The sequence below is a fragment of the Rhodococcus sp. C3V genome, assembly GCF_029269915.1.
Taxonomy (GTDB): Bacteria; Actinomycetota; Actinomycetes; order Mycobacteriales; family Mycobacteriaceae; genus Rhodococcus_F; species Rhodococcus_F qingshengii.
The window spans coordinates 1-12,224 of the sequence record NZ_JARJBE010000032.1; the positions used below are offsets into that span (position 1 = coordinate 1).

The window sequence follows — 12,224 nt, forward strand, 5'->3', positions numbered from 1 at the left end:
CAACCTCGTGTCACTCACCCTCGCAGGTGGGAGTCGGTGTCCGTGTCGCTCTGACTTGGAATAAGTTACGCGTCCGCCGAAGTCTTTGACAAATCCACAGGTCAGAGGCTCGGAGGTATCCATTTCCCCAGCAAGATTGCCCGTTTCAGTCGATTTTCACGAATTCGGACATCATGTGACGCCGGACACCGTGCCCGGATCGGCACGCAGCGGGAACTCACACCACTTGGACTCGGATACCTGCATCCTCGAACAACGCGACTTGCTTTGCGTCTACTGCAGCATCGGTAACCAGCACGGCCCCCGGCGGTATCGGCGCCCACGCATGGAAAGGACGTTCACCGAGCTTGGCGGAGTGGGCGAGGATGTAGACCTCGCCGGCACGTTCGATCATCATTTCCTTGAGCCGGGTCTGATCGAGCTCAGCTTCACAAATACCCAGGTCAGCCGTAACTGCATCGGCACCGAGGAATGCCTTGTCAAACGACACCCGCTGCAGCGACGCTTCCGCCAGTGGCCCGACGAATCCTTGACTGAGCTGCCGCAGCGTCCCGCCGAGACATTCGACTCGAACACCATCAGCGTCGGCTAACGCCTCGAGCGCCGTCAGCCCTGCAGCGATCACCGTCAAATTCGTCACGTGACGTAAGAACTCTCCCATCGCCCCGACGGTGGTACCTGCATCAAGAAGTACGGTTTCCCCGGGCCGAACCTGCTCAGCAGCCCATTCGGCGATGCCCCGTTTGGCGTCGAATCCCTCCATTGCGCGTTGACGCAAGGAGGATTCCGGATGAGGGTTGAGAGCAATCGCCCCGCCGTACGTTCGAGCAATTACTCCCTGGGCAGTCAACTGACTCAGGTCGCGACGAATCGTGGATGCAGTCACCCCGAATTGGGCAGACAGATCCTCGACACTGGCCAGACCGCTGGTGCGAGCGAGCCTCGCAATCTCCGACCGCCTCGCCTCCGACTCCCGGATGGCCATCGCTCCTCCCCCTACAAACCCTGGTGCTTACTTGGAAACGAATGTGCTGGTTGCCAATTCGGCCGCCTGCCGCAGCGCTTCGACCATACTACCGGCCTCGGCGATGCCCTTACCTGCAATGTCGAAAGCGGTTCCGTGATCGACGGAGGTACGGATGACAGGTAACCCGACGGTGATGTTGACGCCGGCCTCGATCCCGAGAACCTTGACCGGGCCGTGCCCCTGATCGTGGTACATCGCAACGATCAAGTCGTAGTCCCCACGTCCAGCGAGGAAGAATGCCGTGTCCGCCGGCAGTGGGCCGTGGACGTCGATTCCTTCTGCCTTCAAGAGTTCGACGGCGGGAATGATCTTCTGCTCTTCCTCTCCGTACCCGAAAAGCCCGTTCTCCCCCGCATGCGGGTTGATCCCGCACACGCCGATTTTCGGAGATGGATTGCCCGTGCGCACCAAAGCTTCGTGACCTCGACGAATGGTCCTCTCGACCAGGCCGGGCTCGATCCTGGCAACTGCATCGAGCAGTCCGATGTGAGTGGTCACGTGAATCACCTTGAGCTTGGGGGTCGACAACATCATCGACACCTCCTCGGTACCGGTCAGGTGCGCAAGCAATTCCGTGTGTCCGGGATAGATATGTCCTGCCGCATGCAGCGCTTCCTTGTTCAGCGGCGCCGTACAGATCGACTGGACTTCACCGCGTACAGCGAGTTCGCTTGCGACGCGGATATATTGATAGGCCGCATCTCCCGCGACTGCGGACAGTTCACCCCAGGCGAGATCCTCGGGTAGCAAGTCCAGGTCGATGACGTTGATCCGTCCATCGATGAATTCAGCATCCTTGATCTCCTCGATCGCGACCACGTCGACGTCGATTCCGAGCACCGTGGCAGCCGATCGCAAACGCTTCGCGTCGCCGACAACAACAGGGCGGCAACGCTTTCTCGTTTCACCGTCGAGGAGTGCGGGGACGATCACTTCCGGTCCGACGCCGGCGCCGTCGCCCATCGTGACAGCAATCAGCGGCAGTGGAGTGGATTCGATTGACATGGTATTGACCTCGTTGGCTGAAGGAGTAACTGAAGGTGGACTGTCCGGAGCGGCGACCGGGGTGGGGTGCGCGAGAAACTTCGTTATGGAGAAAAGACTGTGTGCATTCCCGAAACTGCCTGGCCGCGTGACGATGTACCGTCCGGTGCGATCGACGGAAAGTACGGCGCCGTGTTCGATCTCGTAAATCGGTGACAGCGTGTCGATCCGCAGGCGGTCGAGAACGCTGCGCGCGGTTTCGCCACCGGTAAGAACCAAGTCGATCGGGTACTCGTCGTGGGAGAATCCTGCATCGACGGCAGCGATCAGATCGGCGAGAGCCGAAACGAGGTGGACGGATTCTGCAGGCACGACAGGTCCACTTACCGAAACCACGACGTTTCCGCGATCCAGTGCGTTCAGAATCGGAAGCGGATCGACCGAATGCGCCAGCAGCTCAGCACTGTTCACTTCGATATGATGCGCCCCTGAATCCCGAAGCAATGCCACTTGGTCCCCGGCAGACGCATCCGCCGTCCCCACGACGACCAAGGTAAATCGAGAATCACGAAGAGACGGGCACGCGACGGGTGACTGCACGGTTCTTCGTCGTGCCACTGCCATCGCGAGCGCCGAGGTTCCTACCAATCGAGAACCCCGAACCTCCTGTGCTGCAGCCACAATCAGTTCCAGATCATTCTCGGTCTCGACATCGCAGATCGCCACCGACCCGGCTTCTGAGATCGACGCAAGAACCTGGCTCAAACGACCGGAGCGAATGTCATCCAGCGATACGCCAGAAGTGATTGCCGACGGGCCGAGCGCCTCTGCAATCGACCGAGGAGTCGGCTTCGACTCCGCGCGCCACAGGTCGGTGGAGTGCAACGCAACCCCATCGACCAACACCACGCCGTCTTGCACCGTGCGCCCTTGTCTGGGCAGTCCGGCGGCGACGATGACCGGGGATCCGTCGCGGGAGAGTTCTCCAACCTCCGCTGCTATGTTGCCCCTGAGCAGGGAATCGATCTTCTTGACGATCTCGGAGCCGTCAGACGATTGCAGAACTGATCTCACGTCCCGAGAGGCTCTGGCGGGGTCGGATCGCCGTGAGTGCAGATCGAAAACCGTCACTCCTGATCCGTCGGGCGCATCTGGGCCGAGCCGAAGCGATATGCCCGAACTGCGGAGCAGAAATCCTGCGGCCGACTCCGCTGCTCCGGAAAGATCATCAGCGATGATTACCAGTGGTTTCATCGAATTCCTCGACCCCCTTTCGGTCTGAATCGAGTATGCACAGCATCGCGACCGATGCGCGAAGTACGCAATCGAAGTTACGGGACTTGCGCGAAGTGCGCAACAGTGCCATTGTGAGCTGAGTTACAAGCGAGAGCCCGACGCGATTGTTCACCAACAGTCCGCTCGGAGCGTCGCCCCCACGCTGCCCCGTCAGGATCGAAAGGTCACCGATGACCAATACTCGTTTGCGAACACCACAGCTCTCCCGGCGATCCTTTCTGCAGTTCACCGGGCTGATCGGTGGCGCAACGCTTCTGGGCACGACTGCCGCGTGCGCCGGCCCTACCGGGAAACCGACACAGGACACCCTGGTGCTCGGGCTCAACCGCTCGCTCGTCAGCCTCGACAACAAACTCAATCAATTCGACGCAGCAGTCACGGCTCAACGTGGCGTCAGACAAGGTCTCACCCGGATCGGCGACAATCTGACACCGCAACTCGTTCTCGCTGACAGGTTCGAATCGACCGGCCCGACCGAGTGGACGGTTCGACTCCGCGAGGGCATCCGTTACTCCGACGGCACACCTGTGCTGATCGACGACGTCACGACGGCAATGCAGATGTACCAGCAGGTCAGCGGATCGTTTGTCGCACCGCAGTTCCCCGAGTGGCCGACGGTCGTCCCCATCGACGATCGCACCTTCATCCTTCGGACGAATTCCCCGGTGCCGGTTCTGGACTCGCTCATGTCCAACATCTTGATCACCCCGGCCGCTGCCAACGAACCCAACGAACTGCAGAGCGGAATCGGGTCGGGACCGTTCGTCGTCAGCGAATCGAACCGGGGCACCGGCGATTACACACTTGTCGCCAATGACAACTACTGGGGCCCGGCCCCCGGCGTTCGTCGTGTTCAGGTCCGCTTCATTCCCGAAGAGGCCGGCCGCGTCGTCGCGCTTCGGAGCGGCGAGGTCGACGTCATCGACTCGATCAGTCCCGATTCCGCCGAACAACTCGCCGATCTGCCTGGTGTCCAGGTGGACACAGTACCGAGCACACGCATCAACCAACTGTTCTTCAACTTCCGCAAGCCCGCCGATCACCCACTGTCCAATCCGCGTGTCCGAGAAGCTCTCACGTATGCCATCGACGGTGAGTCACTCGCTCGGGACGTGCTGATCGGTTCCGCAGTCCCGGCCACCGGCCCCGCACCGTCGACCTTGGACGGAGCCGTGAAAACCGGCACTTACCAATATGATCCACGGAAAGCGCGGCAAATGCTCAAGGCCGAAGGCGCCGACGACCTCGAACTCACCTTCATCTGGGAAACCGGAGAGTTCACCAACGACGTCTCGGTGATGGAATCGGTACTCGAGATGATGAAGGCCGTGGGAGTGCGCGTCAAGCTCCAGCAGTTCGAGCCGGGCGGTGACATCTCGTCCTGGCGCCAGGGCAAGACCGGCGACTGGGATGTGCTGGGCAACGGCTACGGCAACCAGACCGGACTTGCACTGACCACGTTGCAGGGGATGTACGCCGGCACAGCGGAGAAGGAAGCAACTCGCGACACTTATCACGGGTACGTCTTCCCCGAGATCACCGCGAAGATCCAAGCCGCATCCGGAGAGCCAGATCCGACCAAGCGCGCCGCTCTACTCGACGCCGCACAACAAGACATCTGGAACACCTGGCCTTGCCTGTGGAGCTTCGTGCCGAATGCTCTCCTTGCGAAACGCACTCGTGTACAAAATGTTTCACTGACCCCGATCAACTCCTACGACCTCGGCGCCGTCCGGTTGGAGGCCTGAGGCGATGACTCTCACCGCTCCGAAACCGCAAACCTCCCTCGGAATCTCTCCGCGTCGACGCACAAGGATCAACCCGACCGTCAAATACGTGCTCAAACGTCTGGCACAGAGTGCCTTGACGATCTTCCTCACGCTCACAACAGTGTTCGTCCTGATCCGAATGGCACCCGGCGATCCTGCCTACGCCTTGGCCGGACCGCTGGCCAGCACCGAGGATCTCGCACAGATCCGTGCTGACATGGGCTTGGACAAGTCGGTGTTCTCCCAATACCTGATCTACCTGTGGGACCTCGTCCACCTGAATCTCGGCACGTCGTACTCGTTCCAGGCGCCGGCCATGGACGTTGTCCTCGGCCGTCTCCCGTACACCATCACCCTTGCCGTCAGCTCCATTCTGTTGACCGCCGTGCTCTCGATTCCGCTGGGCGTGTGGATGGCCCGTCACGCGGACACCAGACGTGAACTCGGTGCGAACGTCGTAGCCGTCGGCGGGCAGTCCATGCCGGAGTTCTGGAGCGGCCTGATGCTGGTGACGATCTTCGCGGTCTTGATCCCAGTACTCCCGGCAGCCGGTTTCACCACATGGCCGTCGTTGATCCTGCCTACCGTCACCATCGCCATCCTTCAGATCGCGTTGATCTCCCGGATGGTTCGACGCGAAATGGTCTCGGCCTTCGCTTCTCCGTACATCACGGTCGCACGCTCTCGCGGAGTATCGGAACGCGAACTCACCTGGCGATATGCGATGCGTAATTCGGCGATTCCGATCGTCACCGCGCTGGGCACCAGATTCGCCGGAATGCTGAACGGCGTCGTGGTGGTCGAGGTCGTGTTCGCCTGGCCTGGTGTCGGCTCGCTGGTGGTCCGCGCACTCGAGACTCGCGACTACCCGCTCATCCAGGCCACCGTGCTTGTCACCGCGGTTCTCGCCGTGCTCGTGCAACTGGCAGTGGACCTCCTCTACCCCCTCCTGGATCCACGCGTGCGACTCGGAAAGGGCGCCAACTGATGACTACCGTCTTGGAACCTCCAACAACTCCACGCGCCAGCGCGGTCACCGAGGCAGACTTCGCACGCGCCGGAGCCACGCGCCGTAAGCGAGACAGCCGAGTCAAGATCTGGACCGGCTCGATCTGCGCGCTCCTGGTGATTCTTCCTGTTGCATTGGCGGGACTACTCCCCCTTGCAGATCCGAACCAGACCAACCTGAGCAGTCGACGGCTACCGCCCCTCACCGACGGCCATCTGTTCGGCACCGATCAGTTGGGACGAGATCTGCTCTCACGGATCCTGCACGGCGGCCAGGTGTCTCTGACGATCGGTATTCTCGCCGTGATCGTCTCCGGCGTCATCGGCATCGTCGCCGGATCCGCCGCGGGGTACTTCGGTGGTTGGGTCGACACCGTGATCTCCCGCCTACTCGAAGCACAGCTTTCTCTGCCTTTGCTGATGATGCTGCTTCTCGTTGTTGCGCTGTTCGGCCCGTCCATTCCCGTCATCACGTTTGTCATCGCGATCGCACAGTGGCCCGAAGTCGCACGGTTGACTCGCTCATTGGTACTCGTCGAACGCGAAAAGCCTTACGTAGCTGCAGCTCGAGTCCTCGGACTTACCCGCATGGCCATCCTGCTTCGTCACGTCATTCCCAACATCGTCAAGCAGGCATCGCTCGTCGTCCTGCTGCTGCTCGCGCAGGCCGTACTGCTGGAAAGTTCGTTGAGCTACCTCGGCGCCGGACCGCAACGTCCATTCGCTACCTGGGGACGAATCATCGCCGACGGCCAGGACTACATCACCACGTCATGGTGGATCGTCACGTTGACCGGTCTGATGATCGTGCTGCTGGTCGTCGGAGTGAACCTACTCGGCGATGGTCTGCGCGATCGTCCTGCAGGTTCGAAACGACTGGGCGCAAGCCTGTTCGGGCGTGGCAGCGCCCAGAAAGCGAAGGCGTGAGACATGGGAAATCTACTACGGGTCGACGATCTCCAGATCGAACTTGTCACGGCGAACGGCGTCATCCGAGCCGTCGACGGCGTGTCCTTCTGCATCGACGCCGGTGAAACCGTCACCATCATCGGTGAATCCGGCTCCGGAAAGTCGACGACAGCCATGGGGATTCTCGGACTGCTTCCGGACGATCTTGCGGTTCTTTCCGGGAAAGCCGTGTTCAAGGGTCAGGACATTCTCGGAAACACGAAGATCCTGAACGATATTCGCGGAAAACACATCGCGCTCATCCCCCAGGACCCGATGACGGCTCTGAGTCCCGTCCACACCATCGGTAGCCAACTTCGAGAAGCAGTGCGCCACAGCGGTGTGACCGCGAAGAAGCAACAAATCGAGCGGGCAGTGCAACTGCTCGAGCAGGTACGCATTCCGTATCCGGATCAGCAACTCGACAAGTACCCGCATCAACTGTCGGGTGGAATGTTGCAGCGCGTCCTGATCGCCGGCGCTCTTGCTGCCGGCCCCGAACTGATCGTGGCCGACGAACCCACCAGCGCACTGGACGTAACCGTTCAGGCCGGGATTCTGGATCTATTGCTCGAGTTGCAGGAGCGCACCGGCATCGGAATGCTGGTCATCACTCACGATCTCGGAGTTGCGCGGTTGGTCTCCGATCGCATCTACGTGATGAAGGACGGACGTTTTGTCGAGACCGGTAGTGCCGACGTTCTCGTCGACTCACCGCAAAGCGCCTACACACAAAAGCTTCTCGACGCCATACCTCAACTGGGGCCTTGGGACGGCGACCCCGCCCGTTCAACACAGATCGGAGCCTCGGCATGACCCGCCACGAAACGCCACTTCTCGCCGTCGAAGATCTCGTGGTCGAGTATCCGGTTCCCGACGGAGTTTTCCGAGCCGTGGATGCTGTGAGCTTCTCGGTGGAAAAGGGCAAGACCTTGGCCATCGTCGGCGAATCCGGATGTGGCAAGTCGACCATCGCTCGATCGATCGTCCGACTCCTCACACCGACCAGTGGACGCATTCTCGTCGACGGCAATGACATCGCGCAGATGTCGGAGAAGTCGCTGCGCCCCTACCGCTCTCGCGTTCAAATGGTGTTCCAAGATCCGTACGGATCGCTCGACCCTCATCTGACTGCCGAGGACATCATCGGAGAACCACTGCGCCTCAAAGGTGTTCGGAGCAAGTCTGAACGTGCAAAGGCAGCAGCAGAACTCGTCGATCGCGTTGGCTTGCCCAGCTCGGCACTACACCGGCGTCCGGCGGAGTTCTCAGGAGGCCAACGTCAGCGCATCGGAATTGCTCGTGCACTTGCCAGCGGACCCGAGATCCTGGTCTGCGACGAAGCGACCAGCGCTCTCGACGTGTCGGTGCAAGCGCAGGTACTCGAGCTCCTACGTGAAATTCAGGCCGATACCGGTCTGACGTACGTTTTCATCTCACACAACTTGGGCGTCGTCCGAGAAATCAGCGAGACCGTAGTCGTGATGTCGAAAGGAACCATCGTCGAATCCGGTTCCACAGACACAGTTCTCGCCAGCCCGCGCGAGCCGTACACCCGCGCACTACGAGGCGCTGCTCTCGATCCCACCACCATGGTCGGCATCAAACCACGCCACGTGGTGGCAGCCCTGTCCAAGAACTTGCTAGCCAAGCAGACCGAATCACGAGGAGTTGCCTGATGACCGCCCCACTCGAGCTTCCGAAACTGGTGCTCGGCACCATGACATTCGGAGACACGGTCGACATATCGGGCGCCGGATCGATGCTCGACGCAGCACTAGGCGCCGGTATCTCTCACATCGACACGGCCAACGGCTATGCGGGCGGCGAGTCCGAGCGCATGCTGGCAAAGCTGCTCCACGGCCGACGCGATTCCGTCACTCTGGCCACCAAAGCGGGAATGCCGCATCCCGATGCCGGCGACAACAGCCCACTCTCGACAGAGGGGCTCCGAGCAAGCGTCGAAGGAAGCCTGCGCAGACTCGACACGGACTACGTCGACCTGTTCTATCTCCATCAGCCGGACCGAACCGTCACGCTGACCGAAACTCTCACCACCGTCGCGGAACTGGTTGCCGAGGGCAAGATCCGCACACTCGGCGTATCCAACTTCGCAGCGTGGCAAATCAGTGAAATCAACTACACCGCAGACACAGTCGGAGCTCCCCGACCGATCGTCGCACAGCAGCTCTACAACTTGCTCGCGCGTCGCATCGAAGAAGAATACGCAGAATTCGCGGACGTGACCGGACTGACCACCATGGTCTACAACCCACTCGGTGGGGGCCTGCTCACGGGGCGCCACACCTTCGACGAAAGTCCCGCCGACGGCCGATTCGGCGACTCACGTCTTGCGTCGATGTACAAGGAGCGATACTGGAACACACAGATATTCGACGCGATCGCTCAACTGACGGCAATCGCAGAGCAGTCGGGCATCTCCCTGACCGAGCTTGCGTTGCGCTGGCTGGTCAGCAAGCCCGTCGCCGGATCGCTGCTCCTCGGAGGATCCAAAGTAACGCACCTCGAATCCAATATCGCGGCCATCGGGCGAGGTCCACTCGACGCCTCGACCGTCGAAGAGTGTGATCTCGTCGGTGCCGCCCTACGAGGCCCCATGCCCAACTACAACCGCTGAAACACCCGACCTTCATCAGGAAGAGTTCTTCACTATGTCAGCACAGGAATTCGCCGCACGCATCCGAGGACGCGAACGCATACTCGGATATTGGTCCGTCATCGACAGCCCGATCTCGACCGAATGGATCGCGCACGTCGGCTGGGACTACATTGCCCTCGACATGCAGCACGGCCTGATCGGCTATTCGGGGATGGTCGCCGGGCTCACCGCCATCGACTCGTCACCGTCCACCGTCGGGATGGTGCGCGTCGAGGCAAACAACCCGACGCCCATCGGCCGTGCACTCGACGCGGGCGCTGTGGGCGTCATCGTTCCGCTGATCAACAACGCCGAAGAGGCAGCGGCCGCCGTGGCAGCCGCCAAGTATCCGCCTTTCGGCATCCGCTCCTACGGACCCATGCGCTCGCAACTCCGTATCGGCCCCGTTCCCGCCGACGCGAACCGCGACACCGTTGTATTTGCGATGATCGAGACCCCACAGGGTCTGGCGAACGTCGAAGAGATCTGCGCAGTGCCCGGATTGGACGGCGTGTACGTCGGGCCGTCCGACCTACGAATCGCCGTCGGAGGTAAGCACTCCAACGATCCGGACGTCGCCGAGGAATTCGAATCAGCGCTCACCAGGGTGCGCGAAGCTGCCGCCGTCAGCGGAGTCGCTGCGGGAATCCACACACCTTCCGGTCAGGTTGCGGCACAACGGCTCGGGGAGGGCTACACGTTCGCGACCGTGGCCTCGGACCTGACACATCTGGCGAACATCTCGGCTCAGCATTTGGATGCCGCCAAGTCCTGATCCGGGTACAAAAATGGCGATGCTCCCGCACTTGGTACGGGAGCATCGCCATTCTCGAACAAACTATCTCTGAATCGCCTTGATCTCGAGGAACTCTTCGAGCCCGAACGTGCCGGCCTCGCGCCCGACGCCCGACTGCTTGTACCCACCGAACGGAGCATTCGTGTTGAAGGCGCCGCCGTTCACCTCGACCTGCCCGGCACGCAGTTGCCGTGCGACGCGATCCGCGCGATCGGGGTCACCTGACCAAACGCCACCGGCCAGTCCGTACTCGGTGCCGTTAGCGATCCGCACTGCGTCGGCCTCGTCTTTGTAGCCCATGATCGCGAGGACCGGTCCGAAGATCTCCTCGCGCGCAATGGTCATGTCTTCGGTCACGTTCGCGAACACCGTCGGACCGACGAAATATCCACTGGCCAGACCGGTTTCGCGACCGTCGACAACCGCGGTGGCACCTTCCGACACACCCTTCTCGATGTATCCGCGAACGCGTCCCAGCTGATTCGCGTTCACCAGAGGACCAAGCACCGAAGTCGGCTGAGTCGGATCACCTACCGGGAAATGAGCGGCGACCGCAGCAGCAATTGCCGCTGCCTCATCCACCTTCTCCGCGGGAACCAACATACGCGTCAGCGCCGAACAGGTCTGGCCCGAGTTGATGAAGCACTTTGCGACGCCGTCCGTGACAGCCTTTTCGAGATCGGCGTCGTCGAGAATGACGTTCGCCGACTTGCCACCCAGCTCGAGCGAGACCTTCTTGATGGTGTCCGCGGCAACGATGGCCACTCGCTTGCCTGCCCGAGTCGACCCGGTGAAGGAGACCATGTCGACTTCCGGGTGGCCGGCGATGGCTTCACCCACTACCGGGCCGTAGCCACTTACCAGGTTGAATACACCTGCAGGCAAACCAATTTCGTCGAAGATGTCAGCGAGAGCGCACGTGATGAGTGGCGCAACCTCGGTGGGCTTGAGAACCACGGTGCAGCCCGCCGCGAGCGCACCGCCAACCTTCAAGACAACTTGGTGGAGCGGGAAGTTCCAGGGAGTGATAGCGCCGACAACACCCGCAGGTTCGCGAACAATCAGCGAATTCCCGACCTCGTGAGCGTCGAAATCATAAGTGCGAGCCAATTCGGCAAATGCATTCAAATTCGCGAGCGGCATTCCGATTTGCACGGGCTTCGCGAATCCGATCGGCATGCCCATATCCTGCGAAACCAGCGCCGCAAGATCATCGGTACGTTCGGCAATAATCGCCGCGGCTTTGGAAAGATATTCGGCTCGCTCGCCGCCCGATAGTGCAGACCAAGCGGGGAAAGCCTTTCGTGCTGCCTTCGCGGCCGCATCGACATCTTCGACAGTGCCTTCGGCGACAGTTCCTATCAGCTCTTCGGTAGCCGGATTGAGAACGTCGATCCGACCGCTGCCAGTGGATTCGATCCAGGCGCCATCAACATAGATTTTGGTGCGGTCGAGAATATCGGTCATCGAAGCCTCCGTAGTCATCACGCGTGCACAGGTGAGGTGGGCCCGATCACACGGGGCACCTCTTCCGAGCCTAGCCACGCTCGACGGGTTCCGTGGCAGGTTGGTGTCGAGATTGACCTTCGACTGACGAGACTTGTGGTGCGCGCACGCTTTTCAGTGATGGTGTGAACGTACCGTTCCCCTCGTCCAAGAGGGTGAGCGTGTCGTTCACTCGATCCCGGACGGGGTGGTGAGTCGGCTGTGCTCGCGCCCCTGATGGTGTGAACGGTA

At 61.0% G+C, this 12,224-nt stretch carries 10 protein-coding genes; 7 read left to right on the plus strand and 3 right to left on the minus strand.

The window, feature by feature from the left end; genetic code table 11:
• Positions 1-217: 217 nt before the first annotated feature.
• Both P3G66_RS31355 and pdxA read right to left on the minus strand, forming a co-directional pair.
• On the minus strand, positions 218-985 hold the full coding sequence (locus tag P3G66_RS31355) for a DeoR/GlpR family DNA-binding transcription regulator (protein ID WP_003941419.1): 768 nt from the start codon (positions 983-985) through the stop codon (positions 218-220).
• A 27-nt stretch (positions 986-1,012) separates the two neighbouring features.
• Positions 1,013-3,265, minus strand: a complete 2,253-nt coding sequence (gene pdxA, locus P3G66_RS31360) for a 4-hydroxythreonine-4-phosphate dehydrogenase PdxA (protein ID WP_276117837.1) — start codon at positions 3,263-3,265, stop codon at positions 1,013-1,015.
• A 212-nt stretch (positions 3,266-3,477) separates the two neighbouring features.
• Between pdxA and P3G66_RS31365 the strand changes: the two genes are divergently transcribed.
• From P3G66_RS31365 to P3G66_RS31395, 7 genes are read left to right on the plus strand one after another with little or no spacing between them, the layout of a single operon-like run.
• A complete protein-coding gene (locus P3G66_RS31365) occupies positions 3,478-5,055 on the plus strand; it encodes an ABC transporter substrate-binding protein (protein WP_276117838.1) in 1,578 nt (525 codons plus the stop codon).
• A gap of 4 nt (positions 5,056-5,059) precedes the next feature.
• The gene (locus P3G66_RS31370) at positions 5,060-6,064 is read left to right on the plus strand and encodes an ABC transporter permease (RefSeq protein ID WP_214516675.1); all 1,005 of its coding nucleotides are present in this window, start codon (positions 5,060-5,062) and stop codon (positions 6,062-6,064) included.
• Positions 6,064-7,011, plus strand: a complete 948-nt coding sequence (locus P3G66_RS31375) for an ABC transporter permease (protein WP_007732498.1) — start codon at positions 6,064-6,066, stop codon at positions 7,009-7,011. Before P3G66_RS31370 ends, P3G66_RS31375 begins: the two co-directional genes overlap by 1 nt.
• Positions 7,012-7,014: 3 nt before the next feature.
• Positions 7,015-7,848, plus strand: coding sequence for an ABC transporter ATP-binding protein (locus P3G66_RS31380; protein ID WP_007732500.1), 834 nt, complete (start codon positions 7,015-7,017; stop codon positions 7,846-7,848).
• Positions 7,845-8,711, plus strand: a complete 867-nt coding sequence (locus P3G66_RS31385) for an ATP-binding cassette domain-containing protein (RefSeq protein ID WP_007732503.1) — start codon at positions 7,845-7,847, stop codon at positions 8,709-8,711. Before P3G66_RS31380 ends, P3G66_RS31385 begins: the two co-directional genes overlap by 4 nt.
• Positions 8,711-9,670, plus strand: a complete 960-nt coding sequence (locus tag P3G66_RS31390) for an aldo/keto reductase (protein WP_042926594.1) — start codon at positions 8,711-8,713, stop codon at positions 9,668-9,670. Before P3G66_RS31385 ends, P3G66_RS31390 begins: the two co-directional genes overlap by 1 nt.
• Positions 9,671-9,704: 34 nt before the next feature.
• Complete coding sequence (locus tag P3G66_RS31395) at positions 9,705-10,466, plus strand: aldolase/citrate lyase family protein (protein ID WP_007732505.1); 762 nt, start codon at positions 9,705-9,707, stop codon at positions 10,464-10,466.
• Between the two features lie 63 nt (positions 10,467-10,529).
• On the opposite strand, the gene P3G66_RS31400 is transcribed toward P3G66_RS31395, so the two are convergent.
• Complete coding sequence (locus P3G66_RS31400; protein ID WP_276117839.1) at positions 10,530-11,954, minus strand: aldehyde dehydrogenase family protein; 1,425 nt, start codon at positions 11,952-11,954, stop codon at positions 10,530-10,532.
• Positions 11,955-12,224: the final 270 nt, after the last annotated feature.